This window comes from Ohtaekwangia koreensis (genome assembly GCF_900167975.1).
Classification (GTDB): Bacteria; Bacteroidota; Bacteroidia; order Cytophagales; family Cyclobacteriaceae; genus Ohtaekwangia; species Ohtaekwangia koreensis.
Genome location: NZ_FUZU01000004.1, coordinates 612727 through 629613 on the forward strand (window position 1 = coordinate 612727; position 16887 = coordinate 629613).

The following is a 16887-nucleotide window of genomic DNA, read 5'->3' on the forward strand; positions in this document are numbered from 1 at the left end:
ATCGGCAAAATTCACCTCTGGCTCGGACTCGCATCCGGGCTGGTGGTGTTTATCGTTAGCGTGACAGGCTGTATATATGTTTTTGAAGAAGAGTTGAAAACATTTTTTTATGCCGACAGAGAAGTAATTACTATACCCGAACTTCCGCCCTCCGCCCTTGTTGGCGTTCTTCACCATAAGCAGGTGAACGAATATACCTGTCCGCCCTTGTTGGTGTTCTTCACCAACAAGCAGGTGAACGAATTATACCTGTAATCAATGGATATTAAGTCCTCTATTGAAACAGATATTCGCAAAATGTTCAATTCCGTGTGGGTATAGTGTGTGTTGTTGGTGAAGAACATCAACACAGGCATGCGTCTTATTAACAATTCTCATTTGCATCTGTTCTACCAAACCCAAGAGTAGCACTAAAACTTGCGGCTCAATCTATAGTTATATAAATTACACGCATGCTAAATCTATATTGCATAGCGGACGATCAACCGAAACCAAGAAACCTGAATCCGTTTCCTCTGCCCTATGCAGATAGTATGGAAGAGGAAACGTTCGAGAACCTCCAAGAAAAAGGTATCATTAGCGAAAGGTTTGACGTTTACTCAACCTTTCGATGGGGCACCGACCTGATCGAACAAATGCAGCAGACAATCCAAAACAAAAAACTTCACCACGATGCTGATGTCCGGGAACTATTAAAACTCTTTAACATCGCAAAGGAAAATAAAAGCGGTCTGATTGCTTACGGTGATTAGATAATAAGCAAGTGAGCAATTGGTGGTTGCATTCGAAGCAGAAAGAATTGCACTACTATTTTTTTTAAGGCTGTCACTAATCAATTTTTCTATATGCAACCATGGATAGCGTTTAATTCTTGAAGATGAGTATTCTTGACATCATAGAAGTTTTTTCAGATCTTTTAGTAATTAGCGACAAGCAAGCCGGGCCAAAACGGCCTAAGATTTACATACTATTTTACGTTCTTCTTCTGCCAAGTATTTTTTGGTTTGCAATTGAGATAAGATCGGTCACAGCTTTAGCTTCACCTATTCTGTTTCTTGGGATCTTTACTTTGATAGGATTAATTTTGACAATCGGAACAGTAATCGTTATCTATAAATTGGAGCTAATTGAGGAATTAAGAAAAAAGGACTTCGTCACGATTTTGATTCCTGTAACGTTATTAACTCTTTGTATTGCCAGTTCTGTGAACCGGACTTATGAAATTATGTTTTATAAGTAAAGGTCAGGCTCTACATGATGGCCGATTTATACCGCACATTATCAAAAGAAAATTCATTATTATACTGGTCGAATATATAACACGATAAAAAGAGAAATATGTCAATAACAAAACATTCTGAATTGGTTGGAATGCAAAAGATAAGCGAAGCTGTTGCATTGACGCTGAAGGAGATGAGAAAGTATGCACACCCTGGCATGACAACGAAGGAATTGGACGAGTATGGCGGACGAATCCTTAATGATTTAGGAGCAAAATCAGCGCCTTATTTAACGTATGGTTTTCCAGGATGGACATGTATAAGTATAAATAATGAATTTTGTCACGGTATACCTTCCGACAAGAAAGTACTTCAAGAAGGAGACTTAATTAACATTGACGTCTCAGCGGAATTAGATGGCTTTTGGTCAGACAATGGTGGCTCATTTGTTCTTGGTGCCGATATAAACAACCATCAAAAACTTGTTGATGCATCAAAGCAGATTCTACATAGGGTGATTCATAATATAAAAGGTGGTATACGTATATCTGATATAGGCTTTCTAATAGAAACTGAAGCTAAAAGAAGAGGCTACAAAGTGATTAAGAATCTGACGGGGCATGGAATAGGACGAGCACTTCATGAAGAACCAAGTGATATAGCGAACTATAGCGATAAATCTAATCTTACGAGGTTTAAGAAAAACTCCGTGGTTGCCATCGAAACATTTATATCGACAACTTCTACATACGCTGAAACACAAAAAGACGGTTGGACAATGGTTGGAAATAAAGGAGGCTTCATGGCACAACACGAGCACACTATTGTTGTTACCGATGGAACCCCGATTGTGCTGACCGAGATAAATGAAATATGGAATTGATGGAAGAGAGCGCTTGTAAGTACTGCGTAATAACATTGCCCTACAAACGCATATATGTTTTGTGGGTTCCGAATACACAAAATAATAAATATAACTTTGAGAAAGAAATCAATGACTGAATGACTAGATGACTAGATTGAGTAAGGCAGATAAGCCATTTATACAATTAAAAGTAAACGCAATTATTAATACTCGAACCTTGGTTCTCCTATTTCTTAAAAGGACTCTTATGACAAGACCGTTACTGACATTAATCGGACTCTTTACAATTAGTGTGACTTTTGGTCAAAAGGAAATAAATAACACGAGAACAGACAACCACAAACAAATTACTGGGACAAAGTTCTTCTTAATACCACCGCCTGGCTTTATAAGCGCTACAAGTTTTCAGGGATTCCAACAAATAAATAGCGGAGCATCTTTACTTGTAATGGAAATGCCAGGACCGTTTTCAGAATCGACTAAAGGATTTAACGAACAAGGATTAAAGACACAAGGAGTAATTCTTAAAAAAAAGGAAGTCATTAACATAAATGGAAGTCAGGGACTTTTTTTGACAGCAGAACAATTTGCATACGGGACGAACTACTCAAAATACATTCTAGTGTTTGGTGATAGCAAAGCTACTTACATGGTCAATGGGATTTTCCCTAAAGAATATACGGAACTGGACAAAGATATTCAGGAGTCAATGTTTTCAGTTGTTTATGAATCTAAACTATCGGTTGACCCTTTAAGTGCTATCTCCTTCACCGTGGACACAGAGAACACCAAACTAAAATTTGGTAAAAGCGTGACAGGAATGATTCTATATACAGTTGATGGAAAAGTTCCGACTGAATCAAATGATAAAACAAATTTTATTGTTGGGCTTTCCTTGGTAAATGTTCAGAGCATTGACAAAAAACTGATTGCAATAAATCGCATTAAAAGAATGCCTTATACACATATAAAACTTGACGAAAATAAAATAAGTGAAATTAAGATAGACGGAATTTCCGGCTACGAACTCGTTGGAGAGGGTGTGTCTAAACCAGATGGAACGAAAGAGTTAGTATATGAAGTCATGCTGTTCACTGATAATGGGTACTATATAATGGTAGGGACAACAATGGATGACTATGAAGCCAACCTCAATTTATTTAAGAAAGTCGCAAAAACATTTAAAAGGAAGTAGGCAACATATGCCTTATACAGTTATTTAATTTACGCATATGTACCTATCTATGACACGTTATTGGTTCGAATTCAATGGAAGCTTCAACGACTTACCCTATGGTTTGGTATTGGGCTCTGGTATAACTGCATATAACTAATCTAATGCAATCTTATCTTGCAGCATAAAGTATTCAAAGGAAAGGAGCTCCCAAAATTTAAAAGCCAAAAGGAAAATATAGGCATTCGTACATTGGACAAGAACATGTTATTCCTAATATATTAGACCCAACATTACGAGGTGTCTGGTTTTCGGGGATATGATTAAAGACCTTAAGTGTGTCGTGACCTTGCCCATTACTATCGTCAAGGAAAACCGATATATAGTATAATATTCTTAGCTTGAATACATGACCCAGACTTCCCGTATCTCAATCTTTGTTATGCTTTTTGTGCTCATTGCCTTGAATGCCACGGCACAGAAAATCACACCGTATCTTCAGTCTACGAAGAAAATCCTGACGTTTCCTTCGAAGGTGTTAAACGAAACGCGTACAATTTATATTCATTGCCCGAAGGCAGACTCAACAAACCCTAACAAGACTTATCCTGTATTGTATCTGATGGACGGGGAAAGTCATTTCGATATGCTTTCGCAGTACTCGGATTATCTTGGCCGGTGGGATGTGAACGTGATCCCGCAGATGATCATCGTAGGCATCGTGAACACGAAGCGAACACGCGACCTTACACCAACGGAAAGCATCATTAACTATTTTGGTCTTCCTGATACCAGCAAGGTCTCCTGGATGAAACCGAGTGGTGGCAACGAGCGGTTCCTGCAATTTATTCGTGAGGAGCTGATGCCGTATATAAACAGCCATTATAAAACAGAGCCTCATAATATTCTCGCAGGACATTCCTTTGGTGGCTTGGCGGCTGTGTATTGTCTCTTCACGCATCCTGAGATGTTTCAGATGTATATTTCTGTTAGCCCTTCGCTTTGGTGGGATCGGGAATATGTATTGAAGCTTGCCGATCAAAAACTAAAAAAAGGAGCCGTGCTCAACAAAACACTTTTCCTTAGCGATGCGAATGAAGGTGTGTCCGACTCCAGTACGTTTCATACAAACGTGCTGAAGCTTGATGCTATACTAAAAGGAAAAACATTAACAGGACTGAACTATCAATATAACTACTACTCCCACGAAACGCATATGACAGAACCGCTTCCTGCCTATTACGATGCGTTACGGTTTATATACAAGGACTGGAAGAATCCTTAAGTCACGCTCTTGCTGGGGTATCCAGCTTACAGGGAAAGAGAAACCCCATACAGCGACAACCCTCATATATATCCATGACGAGCAGTAGTCTGACGTTACTATATACGTGCCCGTACTCTCTTATAAAAACGTCCCTTCCGAACTGTTCTTTTTTCTCCGGCATAATATAGTCCAATAGCAAACAACGCATTCTTAATAATGTTGTTCAGGTTATGAAATACCCACACTGCCTGGATCTCTACTTCTTTCAGGTTCTCAAAAATGAATGTACCGAAGACCAGGATAAAGAGGTTAAAACTAAAATAATATGCTACTGCTGTGTTGATCCAGAAAAAAGGTAGTCGCCTGATGCTTGATATCGGTATTGTATTTAATAAATGGTCATAATAAATAACTGAATAGCCTATTGCTAAAATACCGCATAAGGTTGCAACATAGCTTTGCAACGTGCCAAACCCCTGGATGTAACAGCAGTCAAGAATAAAAAAAGCAAAAGTGACTCCGAAAAAAGAATATATAGAGTGTTTTGTGCTGCGCAGCAAGCGCGCATACATCAGGCTTATGATTCCGAAACTAACTATAAAATAAAGATTGATTACCGGTATATTGGATATTCCATAGTGAGCTAAAATAAAACTTCCAGCATCCGCTATCACAGAAACTAAAAATAGAATTCCCAATAACCGGTATTGCCTGAACTTTAAAATGTGTCTCTTCCTCAAGAGGAAATAACCAGGCACAACGATTGAAAAGTAAGATATATAGATAAGTGCCCGGGAAATCTGGAGCACCATCTCGCTCATTACTTCGGACATACTGGCGGGCATGGTGAAGATGCATCTTCAAAACCAGACTTAGCGGCAGTTTTACCATTACTCGCAGCAGCAGATTTAGTGCTGAGAAGTAATTGTGGATTGTTGTTGTCATCGGCAGCAAAGGCAATCAATATATCGGAGGTACCATTCGCCCACAAACGCGAAAAAGTATTTTGACCAAAAAAATGCGACTGAACTGAACCTGTATAATTTGATATCCACTGTTGAGCCGTTTTCCAGCTTATATTTCCATTCTGCGTATACACTACGTTAGGTTTGATCCGCTTTCCCTTACTATCTACGCCAATAGGAAGGATGTGCAGTCGCTTCTGAAAATCTAAAGCATATACAAGGCTCACTCCTACAGGACTTCCATTATTCAAAACAGCTTTAAGCGAAGTCGCATTGATGGTATAGGTTCCACTTTTATCTGCACAGGGGCTTTCATAGTTCTCGATCCAGCGTTGGCCCAAAGTATATTCAATGGGTGCGCCTACAGTACTGTTAAATTGATTGGACTCACCACTCCTGGCGGCATCATCGCCTACCGATACAGAGCTACTGGTGACGTTCGTAGATTCATCTTTTACCGGTACGTTTTGTTCAACACAGGCAAAGCAGCTTATTGCCATCACAGCGAAAGTAATTCTTAGAGAGGTAAAATTTGAGATCATAGTAGATTGATTATCTACAAGTATATTCAATTAATGATCATAAAAATACACCCCATTGATTAGGTATATATCTGCCGTTATACCATGTACTATAATTACCTGTACAGTTATTATATATATACTACCCTAATTAGGGACACACACTGAATTATTCATGGCATTTAATTCAAAAATAATTCCAAACTATTTTGAAATTATCTTCAGTTCGTCTTCATTCTCAACCCTAATTATGTGCAACATTATCCACGTGCGGATTTTATCTGGACATTCCTTCCGAGAAAAGACGTTGAAAGGAATGCAATACCTCTCTACCAAAGCCGGACGTAGTTTTCACTACGACAACAGTAGATTCGACTACATCTGTTTTTTTGATACTGCTGAGCTTTGCAATACAAAAAACAGAAACAATGAAAATAATAGTAACAGGTTCATTAGGCAACATCAGCAAACCGCTAACAAAAGAGTTGGTACAAAAAGGGCACGCGATTACCGTGATCAGCAGTAAACCCGAAAAACAAAAAGACATTGAGGCACTTGGTGCGACTGCCGCCATTGGCACCGTGGAAGACATTGATTTTCTAACCACAACTTTTACCGGTGCAGATGCGGTATACTGTATGCTGCCTCCTAACGATTACTTCAATCAAGACCTCGACCTGGTAGCATACTACCAAAGAATAGGAAGTAACTATGCACAAGCTATTCAACAGGCTGCCGTAAAGCGTGTGGTTCACCTGAGTAGTATCGGTGCGCACCTTGACAAGGACTCTGGTATAATTCTGGGTCATCACCATGTAGAGAATATTCTGAAAGAATTATCGGGTGTGGGCATTACACATATGCGTCCTACCTATTTCTACTACAATTTATACAACTATATACCGATGATAAAAAACGTTGGTTCTATAGCAGCAAATTATGGTGGCGAAGACAAAGTAGTGATGGTTTCTCCCATAGATATAGCTGCTGCGATTGCGGAAGAAATTGTAACACCGCTTACGGGCAGAAAAATACGCTATGTATCCAGTGACGAACGTACCTGTAATGAAATCGCAAGTATACTAGGCGTTGCCATTGGTAGACCTGATTTGAAATGGACTACTATTACTAACGAACAAATGCTCAGCAGTTTAGAAGCAGTGGGAATGTCGCCAATGATAGCTCCTGATTTTGTTGAAATGTATGCAAGCCTTCACAACGGCAAACTGTCGGAAGACTATTATAAAAATAAACCAGCTGTTGAAGGAAAAATTAAAGTGACAGATTTTGCAAAGGAATTTGCTGCGATTTTTAAACAAGATTAACTATATTTTGGTATGGCAGGCTTGCAACTTCAACGGGTTAAAACGATAACCGACTATCATAGGCTCAGAGGTTTACCGAAACCGGAACATCCACTTGTCAGTGTGGTCAATTATGAAACGGTCAAACAGTCAACAGCTGATAATGCGACACGTTGGGTCTTCGATTTTTATTCTATATCCCTGAAAAGGAATATGCACGCGAAGATGAAATACGGTCAGCAGGAATATGACTTTGATGAGGGCACTATGTTTTTTATGGCACCTGGCCAGGTATTTGGAATTGAAGTTGGAGAAAACCAAGATCCAAAACGATCGGGGTGGATTTTACTGATCCATCCGGATTTCTTTTGGAATACACCATTGGCCAAAACTATCAAGCAGTATGAATATTTCGGTTATGCTGCTAACGAAGCGCTGTTCACTTCAGACAAAGAAGAAGCAATGCTCGCAAACATTGTACAAAACATTGAGCAAGAGTATCGCTCGAACATGGATAAATTTAGTCAGATGGTGATCATCTCCCATATTGAATTGTTACTCACCTATGCGGATAGATTTTATCACCGTCAGTTTTTCACTCGAAAAATAGCCAACCATAAAATTCTGGATCGTCTTGAAAATATTCTCACAGAGTATTTTCAAGACGATGATCTGATAAAAAAAGGGTTACCCACTGTTCAATACATTGCCGAACAACTCAATGTATCCCCTAACTATTTAAGCGGATTGCTAAAAGTATTAACCGGGCAAAGTACGCAACAGCATATACATGATAAGTTGATTGAAAAAGCTAAAGAGAAATTATCCACTACCAATTTATCAATAAGCGAAATTGCCTATAGGCTAGGCTTCGAACATCCACAATCGTTCAGCAAGCTGTTCAAAACCAAAACCAATCTTTCACCTTTGGATTTCAGGCAGTCGTTTAATTGAGGTAGCTTATTTTTAGATAGTATATATCTATTTTTCCTTGTGACCCGAGATCCAGATTTAAAAACAACGAGTTAATTTGTATTGATGATAGACGAAATTATATCTCAAAGTCGACCTAACAAATAAGAAGAAGGTTATCGACTTCCTAAATGGAGAAGCGTAAAATACAGAATGAGCAACGACATTGAATATAAAATGGTAAAGCCGGATGCATCGCTTTCTGAATTTGTAGAAAGTTTCTGGATGCTGACAAATCACTCGGAGAATGCGCGGGAGATTATTGTTTTACCCGATGGAAGAGTCGATATCATATTTGCGTATTCGGCAACAGAGCCCTTTGGGGCAAGCCTCGTTGGATTGGAAAGTCAGCCCAGTAAAATAATGTTCTCGCCCGGAAGCATCATGTTTGCGGTAAGCCTTAAACTGCTGGCCATTGAATATATACTCGATATAGATATACCGCACTTACTAAACCATGGCCAACACTTACTTTCAGGCTTTTGGGAAATTACACGCGAAGACTTGAATAACTTTGATGATTTCTGTAAAAAAGTATCAACCAAACTGAGTGCCTTACGAAAAGAAAACGTTGATCCCCGAAAACAGAAACTCTTTGAACTGATGTATACATCGAAAGGCTCGCTCACCGTAAAAGAAATGTCCGATCAAGTGCATTGGAGTAGCCGGCAAATAAACCGTTACTTTAGTCAGTTGTTCGGCCTCTCGCTCAAAGCGTACTGTAACATTTTACGCTTCAGGGCTTCTTTCCAACATATAAAAGAAGGCAAGCTTTTCCCAGAACAAAACTTTACCGATCAGGCGCATTTTATAAAGGAGATAAAGAAATTCTCCGGTGTGCTACCCAAAGAATTATCCAAAAACAAAGACGACCGATTTATACAATTTTCAACCTTGACGAAGAAATAGTTTTGTGTCATCACAAACTATTCTTTCAATATGTTGATCCAAAACAAGAAGATTGCAATTATCGGTGGCGGTCCCGGAGGCTTAACACTGGCCAGACTTTTACAGATCCAAGGCGCTGACGTAAAAGTATATGAGCGGGATCTAAACCGCGATGTGAGAGTGCAAGGCGCTACATTAGACCTTCACCAGGAATCCGGGCTTATGGCGATAAAAAAAGCTGGGCTCATAGAAGCTTTTGAAGCTAACTATAGACCTGGTGCTGACAAGATCCGCATCACCGATCATAATGCTACTATTTATTACGACCAACACACAGAGACGAGTACAGAATCGTTTAGCGATGTATACTTCAGACCTGAAATTGATCGCGGACCGTTGCGAGATATCTTATTGAACTCGCTACAACCCGATACCGTTGTTTGGAACAGTCAGTTTTTATCCATGTCACCAGTTGATGATCATTGGAAACTTGAGTTTCAAAACGCCACTGCTACAGCAGATATAGTTATCGGTGCTGACGGAGCGAACTCAAAAGTCCGTCCTTTCATTACACCTATAAAACCATTTTACTCAGGCGTTACTGTAATTGAAGGAACGGTTTATGATTCCAAAAAAACAACACCTCGAATTCATGAGTTTTTAAAAGGCGGAAAAATCTTTGCCATGGGTGGAGAAAAAACATTGATCGTAAGTTCTAAAGGTGATGGAAGTCTCGCTTTTTATACCGGCTGCAAAACAGATGAATTCTGGGTTCGTAACAGTGGTATAGATTTTAAAGATAAGTCACAACTCCTCGCCTGGTTCAAACGAGAGTTTGCAGATTGGGATATTGTGTGGCACGAGTTATTCGATAATGATAAAAGTTATTTTATACCACGTCCTCAATATTGCATGCCTCTCGATCAAATATGGGAAGCAAAAGAGAACATTACGCTCCTGGGAGATGCCGCACATCTAATGCCTCCCTATGCAGGCGAAGGTGTAAACATGGCGATGCTGGATGCCGTAATGTTAAGTGAATGTCTCACGAACAATAAATTTGATGACACAAGATCCGCTATAGCGCAATATGAAAAAGAGATGCGGGCAAGAGCTTCCGATATTGCTAAAATAACATTGGAGCAAACAGAATCTCTACATTCAGCAAACGCTATATCTAATATGATGGCGATGTTTGCACAGTAAACTTATATACTGGCACAATATCTAAAATACTTGTGCCGGTATATTTTATCATACGACAAGTGCTATCGGAAATATACTCTACTGATCCGTCCGAAAAGGCGATGCAGGCAGTCCTTCTTTATTATATAGATTGGCACCTTGTGGATTATCCATAAAAGCATAGCGAACAGCAACCGGTTTCTTTATTTCCGGATTCCACACAACGATTGTATTCCCTTCAATCTTCGCGTTGGCTGGTACAAACTTTTTGTCGGCCCCTGCTATAACTATATATTTTAAAGGTTCGTCATTCTTGGTTACAAGTCCACTGCCTGTGTTGACAAAGCGTAAAACGATCTTGTCACCCACTATCTTCATAGATTGATAGATGGGGCCTGAGTATACAATATCCTTCTCACCGTACGCTACATGTTGTGCCGCTCGTGCAAGTCGTTTCCCTACATCTTCTTTGTTGAGAGGATGAAGATCATTCCATTCACCAATATCCACTGTAACAGCCATGCCTGTATTTGGAACGGAAAGAGTTTTAAGTTGTGCTCCGCGCAATTCCGCCCAACCAGTTTCAGATGTGGATATAGGCATATAGTTGGCAAGCTGTACATATATAAATGGAAAGTCGCCCTGGCCCCAATGTCTTCTCCAATCTTCGATCAGCGTACGAAATTCAGCATGATAGGTATTTGCACGGCCGGTATTTGATTCTCCCTGATACCAGATCACACCTTTTATTGGAAAGTGCAGCAACGGAGCAATCATGGCATTAAATAGTCCGCCAGGTTTATACTGTATAAATGTGGTTGGCGGCAACGGATCAGCTACTGCTCCTACCCTATATTGCCACGATCCAGTTAGGTTCACGGCAGCATTAGCATTCGAAAGTTGATATACCTTGTCTTCTACAAAGCCACCCTTTCCAATGGTATTGATAACACGGATCACAATAACATTTTTTCCGGGCTTCAGTAAACCTGCAGGCACAGTATATCTTCGTGGCGGATAGCGATACCCGGTGGTTCCCACCAATACACCGTTAATATATACCGAGTCACTATCCACGATACATCCCAGCAACAGTTTGGCAGGTTGCCGCGCCATCGATGCGGGTATATCTATTTCTTTCCTATACCACATCACACCATTCAGGTTGTTTAATCCTTGTTCACTCCAATATCCGGGAATATTCATCACCGGCCAGTCTGTTGCAGTATACGTGGTGTCATACCAGCGTTTGGTACCATTATAGCCCGCATCGTATTGCCTGATATAATTATACCACGCTCGACTGCGAGCACGGTCAGTTGATAGTATACTATCAACTACAGCATCATTTTTGAAACGTTCGGCCTCTTTCAGCTGTTCCGGGAATTTTTTCAATGCCTCCGGAGAGAGCCAGGCATCTGCAGGGGAGCCACCAACACTCGCATTGATCAGTCCGATAGGAACCCTATATTTCTCATATATAGTCTTTGCAAAAAAATATGCAGCCGCACCAAACTTCAGAACGTTAACACGAGTTGCAGGTTCCCAGCTTCCGGAAGGTACATCGTCACGAAGTTTTTTAAATTCATATTGAGTTGATAGAAAGAAGTTTCGTATCGCAGGGTTCTCTGCTTTCGCAATGACATCGGCATACCGTTCCTTTACCCGCTCCATCGGCAATGCCATATTCGATTGTCCGGAACAAATCCACACATCTCCTATCAGAATATCTTTTACAACAACGGTACTACTGGCTTCGATCGTCATGGTATACGGACCACCTGCCTTCATGGATGGTAGTGTTACAAACCATTTTCCGGCTGCATCCGTGATGGCCTGGTATATCTTGTTGTTAAAGTGTACCGTCACCTTTTCACCTGCTGCAGCCCATCCCCACACCCTCACCTCTGCATCACGCTGCATCACCATTCCATCACTGATCAGACGCGGCAGCTTTACCTGCGCATGCACGAGCTGACAAGTGAACAGGAATACGATTATGAGTACGCGCAGGGCTTTCGAGGGAATCGTCATGACATAGCTTTAACAATGCCAATTTAATAAAATTGATGTCTTCTCATTCAACCCGGAGATGGTTGTCCTATAATTGGACAACCCTTCAGAGCAAGATGTGGCCGAATAAGTACTTCAGTACAGGTTCAGAAAAAAAATTGCACTGTAAAATTTGAAGGCGATAATATTTTTTGAAACTTTCAGGGTTATGTACAACGTCCTACCTACCCTACTGGCACTGTGTCTGTTCAGTCAATCATTGGCCCAAAAATCGCCTGACTACCGTAACGAAGCTCAGCAGTTAACCAAAAATCTTTCACTGAAGCATTTCTCTCCCCGAAATATTGATGATCAATTCTCCAACCAGGTATTTAACCAATGCCTGCGAAACCTTGATCCTAACAAACTTATCTTTGCTGAAGCTGACATCCAATCCCTGTCAAAGTATAAATCGCTGCTGGATGACGAGCTTCAAGGTAAAAGCTGGAATTTTTTAAACGATCTTACCAAACTATATATCAGCAGTGTGCAACGTACTGAAGCGTGTATTCAGTTTGCCACCGAAAATGCCTTTACCGAAAATAGCAAGGAGTACTATATACACGATACGGCACGCTGGGCTATTAATGAAATAGAACTAAAAGCAAGGTGGAGACTACGACTTAAGTATAAATCTTTTGACAAGTTGGCTGACTTGAAAAAGGATCAGAAAAATAATATACCAGACTTCTTTAACAAGTATGAAGCAAAAGCCCGGCTAAGTGCCAAATCATCTGCACTGCGTCCGTTCAAACAAATACAAAGTCATGCCTCTGGTATAGCTTCCTATGTGGCGTCTATATATTTCAAAAGTATCACTGCGGTATATGATCCGCATACCTCGTATATGTCAACAACTGAAATGGAAAACTTTCTGACCTCGCTGAGTACAGAAGGTTACTATTTCGGAATTACGCTGGGCGAAAACAATAATGGAGATGTGCTGATCGCAACGGTAACGCCAGGCGGCCCGGCATGGAAATCGGGAGAAATTAATACCTCCGACATCATCCTGAACCTCACCTGGGAAGGGCAAAAACAGCAGGATATAGGTATATCGCTCGAAGAAGCAAACGATATGCTTGAAGATGCCAATCACACCACGATGGAATTTACCTTAAAGAGCACAGATGGATTGGTGAAGAAGGTGAAGCTCAAAAAGGAAAAGATATCCATGGAAGAAAATTATGCACACGGATATGTATTGAATGGTGGCTATAAAATAGGCTATATATCGCTGCCTGATTTTTACACACAGTGGGGACATGAACTTGATGGCTCCAAATGTGCCACCGATGTAGCCGAAGAGATCATCAAACTAAAAAAAGAAAAGATCAACGGGTTGATCCTCGACCTTCGTAATAATGGTGGTGGTGCGTTGAAGGAAGCAATCGCTATGGCCGGAATATTCATCGATGAAGGTCCATTGGGAATTACAAAAGATAAAGCGCAAGTTGCTACACTGCTAAAAGATATAAACCGCGGCACTATATATGACGGGCCACTGATCGTACTCGTCAACAGCAGAAGTGCATCTGCTTCCGAGTTTCTTGCAGCAGTATTACAGGATTATAATCGCGCGCTCATTGTAGGCAGTACAACGTATGGAAAGGCAACGGCACAAACCTTGTCTACATTAACACCCGGTCAGGGAGAGCCATCCCTGGCATCGACTAAAACAGGTCTAGGTTTTGCGAGTATAACGACTAATAAAATTTATCGTGTAACAGGCGCCAGTGCACAAGGCAAAGGCGTTAAGCCTGATATAGTTCTTCCGGATATATATGACGTTGTGGTGGACCGCGAATCAGAATTGCCCTATGTATTGGCAGGCGATTCTTCCAAGAAGAGAACATACTATAAGCCCCTGCTTCCTTTGCCGCACGTCAAGCTAAGAAAGCAAAGCGAACTTCGGGTTAAATCATCTTTGTCGTTTCAAGGTGTAAATCAAAGTCGCGCGTACTTATCAGAATTAACCAATAAGCGTGAGCCTGTAACACTTCTATGGCAGCAATTCAGTAAACAACGCGAAGAACAGTCTTCCAAATATATAGCGCTTGCTGAAACGTTTCGTCAACCGAATATATTCTATGAAGTTGCCAACAGTACGGTAGACAAGCAACGCATGAATGTTGATGAATATGCAGATGCCTTTAGCAAGTTGTGGATGGCACGGCTCGCGAAAGATATATATGTCACCGAGTCTTTTCTGATCTTAACCGATCTTCTTGAAATGAATTGCCATTAATATAAAACTCCTTAACCCTTTTATAAATTTTTATGATTTACCGGATTACCGTTACACTGCTCCTGAGTGTCATTCTCGCAAATGCTTATTCACAATCTAAATCATTGGAGACCGCCAGTGAGTATATGGACTACCTGTCAACGCAGGAAAATGAATTATCGAAGAAGTATCTGAGCTATATGAGCGAAGTTGCTCATGGAAACCGCGCACGAAAATCAGAACGAAAAAGACAAGAGCTTATTTCTGAAATCAAGCAATCTATAACAATGGCCAATAAGCTTCGCCCCTATAAAGGCGATGTTGCGCTTCGGGATGCCTATAAAAAATATTGGGACGTTTTATTAAAAGTATTCAATGAAGATTATGCCAAGATCGTAAACATGGAAGAGATCTCAGAGCAATCTTATGATGCCATGGAGGCTTACCTGATGGCACAGGAAAAAGCTGGCGAAGTACTGGGACTCGAACATGATAAAGTGCGTGTAGCGTTCAAAGAATTCGCACTGAACAATAATATACGCTTGGTGGATACGGATTCACGCATGTCGAAAAAACTCAGACAGGTTGGCGATGTAAACTCCTACTATCACCAGCTATATCTGATTTTCTTTAAAAGCCACAAGCAGGAAGGGTATGTAACCAAAGCGGTTAACGACAAAGACATCAACGGCATTGAACAGAATCGCGTGACTATGTTGAAATTTGCAGAAGAAGGGCTTTTGAAACTGGATACGATGCGTGCTTTCAAGGGTGATGGTTCTGTTGTAACAGCCTGCCGCAAAGTGCTTCAATTCCATAAGAGTGAAGCTGAAAAAGATATCACCATACAAAGTGAATTTGTATTAAAGCGCAGCGAATTTGAAAAGATTCAAAAAGCTTTTACTGCCAAACCTGAAGGAAAGCGCACCCAGGCTGATGTCGATAACTACAATAAAGCTATAGACGAGTATAATGCTTCATTAACGGCTGTCAATAAATCTTCAAACGCATTGAATGACGGTCGCGCGAAAGTGCTGGACAATTGGAATACGACCGTAAAAAGGTTCATGGAATCGCATGTACCAAGATAGTCCATTACAATTCCGGAGTATATCGTTACCTTTCGCATATTCACTTGTATACTGACAATGGAACTTCTACACACCTTTAACTATATAATCTGGGATGTCAACAGCGACATATTTGTCATTCCGTTTGTAAACCATCCTGTACGATGGTACGGTGTGTCCTGGGCGCTGAGCTTCTTGCTCGGCCAGCAGATCATGTACTATATCTACAAAAAGGAAGGTCATTCCACCAAGGAAGTCGATGCCTTAACAATATATATAGTAATAGCTGCTATCATTGGGGCAAGATTAGGGCATGTGCTGTTTTATGACCCCATCCACTACCTTAAAGAACCGATCACAATCCTCGCGATTTGGGAAGGCGGGCTCGCAAGCCATGGCGGGGCCATCGGTGTACTTATCGCCGTATATATATTCGCACGCAAAACAAAAGTGAATTACCTGTGGATCGTTGACAGGCTTGTGATCGTTTCTGCTCTGGCAGGGGCGCTGATCCGTCTCGGCAATTTAATGAACTCTGAAATGGTGGGGCTGCCTACTACCCTGCCGTGGGGATTCATCTTTACACAAGTCGATGGTATACCCAGACACCCAGCCCAACTTTACGAGGCTATATATTGCCTTCTTCTGTTTATAGTCTTGTTCATGGCCTGGAATTCAAAGCGTGATACAATTAATTCAGGATTCTTGACAGGCTGGTTTCTCATCGTTCTTTTTACACTTCGCTTTGTTGACGAATTCTTTAAGATCAATCAGGCAGAATTCGAAAACGAACTGACATTGAACATGGGACAATTATTAAGTGTACCGTTCGTTATAGCAGGAATTATCATCTTATTGACAGGTAAGCGCATTCAAAAGACAGACACAAGCCCTTCGAAAAACGCAAATGGAATACTCTAAATGATCATTTAAGAATCACAGCACTAGTGTTTACTAGTACTATCATTAAAATATACTTTCGGAAATGAGAAGAGCCTATATACTCTTCTCTAATAATAATCATTTCCACTATGCCGGGCGTTCTTGTTCGGCATATTCAACCGTTTCTCTTCATACAATGAGTAATCAAAAAACGAAAAGAACTTATATTTAAATAATACCGTTTAAACTTTTTGGGATTCGCGAACATCCTGATTTAGTCAAATGGATTATCTGT

15 protein-coding genes are annotated in these 16887 nt (G+C 40.6%); 12 read left to right on the forward strand and 3 right to left on the reverse strand.

Going from position 1 to position 16887, the window contains the following annotated elements:
- The first annotated feature begins 60 nt into the window (after window positions 1-60).
- The 5 genes from B5Y40_RS30150 to B5Y40_RS25935 all read left to right on the forward strand — a co-directional run bounded on the left by B5Y40_RS30150 (window position 61) and on the right by B5Y40_RS25935 (window position 4544).
- Complete coding sequence (locus B5Y40_RS30150) at window positions 61-255, forward strand: hypothetical protein (protein ID WP_394333196.1); 195 nt, start codon at window positions 61-63, stop codon at window positions 253-255.
- Window positions 256-452: 197 nt separating this feature from the next.
- A complete protein-coding gene (locus tag B5Y40_RS25915; RefSeq protein WP_079689765.1) occupies window positions 453-752 on the forward strand; it encodes a hypothetical protein in 300 nt (99 codons plus the stop codon).
- 586 nt (window positions 753-1338) lie between these two features.
- Window positions 1339-2103, forward strand: a complete 765-nt coding sequence (gene map / locus B5Y40_RS25925; protein ID WP_079689767.1) for a type I methionyl aminopeptidase — start codon at window positions 1339-1341, stop codon at window positions 2101-2103.
- 229 nt (window positions 2104-2332) lie between these two features.
- Window positions 2333-3280, forward strand: coding sequence for a hypothetical protein (locus tag B5Y40_RS25930; protein WP_143785946.1), 948 nt, complete (start codon window positions 2333-2335; stop codon window positions 3278-3280).
- A gap of 388 nt (window positions 3281-3668) precedes the next feature.
- Window positions 3669-4544, forward strand: a complete 876-nt coding sequence (locus tag B5Y40_RS25935; RefSeq protein WP_079689769.1) for an alpha/beta hydrolase — start codon at window positions 3669-3671, stop codon at window positions 4542-4544.
- A 98-nt stretch (window positions 4545-4642) separates the two neighbouring features.
- Here the strand turns inward: B5Y40_RS25935 and B5Y40_RS25940 are convergent, their stop codons facing one another.
- Entirely contained in the window at window positions 4643-5359 is a 717-nt protein-coding gene (locus B5Y40_RS25940; RefSeq protein ID WP_079689770.1) for a hypothetical protein, read from the reverse strand.
- Window positions 5347-6033, reverse strand: coding sequence for a hypothetical protein (locus tag B5Y40_RS25945; protein WP_143785947.1), 687 nt, complete (start codon window positions 6031-6033; stop codon window positions 5347-5349). The genes B5Y40_RS25940 and B5Y40_RS25945 overlap by 13 nt, the downstream gene beginning before the upstream one ends.
- 407 nt (window positions 6034-6440) lie before the next feature.
- On the opposite strand from B5Y40_RS25945, the gene B5Y40_RS25950 reads away from it, so the two are divergent.
- The 4 genes from B5Y40_RS25950 to B5Y40_RS25965 all read left to right on the forward strand — a co-directional run bounded on the left by B5Y40_RS25950 (window position 6441) and on the right by B5Y40_RS25965 (window position 10382).
- Window positions 6441-7337 carry an NAD(P)H-binding protein gene (locus B5Y40_RS25950; RefSeq protein ID WP_079689772.1) on the forward strand — a complete coding sequence of 299 codons (897 nt, stop codon included), beginning with the start codon at window positions 6441-6443 and terminating at the stop codon, window positions 7335-7337.
- 12 nt (window positions 7338-7349) lie between these two features.
- The gene (locus tag B5Y40_RS25955; protein ID WP_079689773.1) at window positions 7350-8270 is read left to right on the forward strand and encodes a helix-turn-helix domain-containing protein; all 921 of its coding nucleotides are present in this window, start codon (window positions 7350-7352) and stop codon (window positions 8268-8270) included.
- 171 nt (window positions 8271-8441) lie between these two features.
- A complete protein-coding gene (locus tag B5Y40_RS25960; RefSeq protein ID WP_079689774.1) occupies window positions 8442-9197 on the forward strand; it encodes a helix-turn-helix domain-containing protein in 756 nt (251 codons plus the stop codon).
- A 30-nt stretch (window positions 9198-9227) separates the two neighbouring features.
- Window positions 9228-10382 carry an FAD-dependent oxidoreductase gene (locus tag B5Y40_RS25965; protein WP_079689775.1) on the forward strand — a complete coding sequence of 385 codons (1155 nt, stop codon included), beginning with the start codon at window positions 9228-9230 and terminating at the stop codon, window positions 10380-10382.
- Between the two features lie 78 nt (window positions 10383-10460).
- Here B5Y40_RS25965 and B5Y40_RS25970 read toward each other — a convergent pair whose 3' ends face one another.
- Entirely contained in the window at window positions 10461-12395 is a 1935-nt protein-coding gene (locus B5Y40_RS25970) for a sialate O-acetylesterase (RefSeq protein ID WP_079689776.1), read from the reverse strand.
- A 187-nt stretch (window positions 12396-12582) separates the two neighbouring features.
- Here B5Y40_RS25970 and B5Y40_RS25975 point away from each other — a divergent pair, with 187 nt between their 5' ends.
- From B5Y40_RS25975 to lgt, 3 genes are read left to right on the forward strand one after another with little or no spacing between them, the layout of a single operon-like run.
- A complete protein-coding gene (locus tag B5Y40_RS25975; RefSeq protein WP_079689777.1) occupies window positions 12583-14661 on the forward strand; it encodes a carboxy terminal-processing peptidase in 2079 nt (692 codons plus the stop codon).
- A gap of 32 nt (window positions 14662-14693) precedes the next feature.
- Complete coding sequence (locus B5Y40_RS25980; RefSeq protein ID WP_079689778.1) at window positions 14694-15731, forward strand: LIC11966 family surface protein; 1038 nt, start codon at window positions 14694-14696, stop codon at window positions 15729-15731.
- Window positions 15732-15788: 57 nt separating this feature from the next.
- Window positions 15789-16631, forward strand: a complete 843-nt coding sequence (gene lgt, locus B5Y40_RS25985; RefSeq protein WP_079689779.1) for a prolipoprotein diacylglyceryl transferase — start codon at window positions 15789-15791, stop codon at window positions 16629-16631.
- The last annotated feature ends 256 nt before the right edge of the window (window positions 16632-16887 follow it).

Bases quoted from the DNA above. Each gene is read 5' to 3' on its own strand.
- B5Y40_RS25915 (WP_079689765.1), top strand. From the start codon at position 453: ATGCTAAATCTATATTGCATAGCGGACGATCAACCGAAACCAAGAAAC.
- lgt (WP_079689779.1), top strand. From the start codon at position 15,789: ATGGAACTTCTACACACCTTTAACTATATAATCTGGGATGTCAACAGC.
- B5Y40_RS25975 (WP_079689777.1), top strand. From the start codon at position 12,583: ATGTACAACGTCCTACCTACCCTACTGGCACTGTGTCTGTTCAGTCAA.
- B5Y40_RS25965 (WP_079689775.1), top strand. From the start codon at position 9,228: ATGTTGATCCAAAACAAGAAGATTGCAATTATCGGTGGCGGTCCCGGA.
- B5Y40_RS25930 (WP_143785946.1), top strand. From the start codon at position 2,333: ATGACAAGACCGTTACTGACATTAATCGGACTCTTTACAATTAGTGTG.
- B5Y40_RS25935 (WP_079689769.1), top strand. From the start codon at position 3,669: ATGACCCAGACTTCCCGTATCTCAATCTTTGTTATGCTTTTTGTGCTC.
- B5Y40_RS25950 (WP_079689772.1), top strand. From the start codon at position 6,441: ATGAAAATAATAGTAACAGGTTCATTAGGCAACATCAGCAAACCGCTA.
- B5Y40_RS25940 (WP_079689770.1), bottom strand. From the start codon at position 5,359: ATGTCCGAAGTAATGAGCGAGATGGTGCTCCAGATTTCCCGGGCACTT.
- B5Y40_RS25955 (WP_079689773.1), top strand. From the start codon at position 7,350: ATGGCAGGCTTGCAACTTCAACGGGTTAAAACGATAACCGACTATCAT.
- B5Y40_RS25945 (WP_143785947.1), bottom strand. From the start codon at position 6,033: ATGATCTCAAATTTTACCTCTCTAAGAATTACTTTCGCTGTGATGGCA.
- B5Y40_RS25980 (WP_079689778.1), top strand. From the start codon at position 14,694: ATGATTTACCGGATTACCGTTACACTGCTCCTGAGTGTCATTCTCGCA.
- B5Y40_RS25970 (WP_079689776.1), bottom strand. From the start codon at position 12,395: ATGACGATTCCCTCGAAAGCCCTGCGCGTACTCATAATCGTATTCCTG.
- map (WP_079689767.1), top strand. From the start codon at position 1,339: ATGTCAATAACAAAACATTCTGAATTGGTTGGAATGCAAAAGATAAGC.
- B5Y40_RS25960 (WP_079689774.1), top strand. From the start codon at position 8,442: ATGAGCAACGACATTGAATATAAAATGGTAAAGCCGGATGCATCGCTT.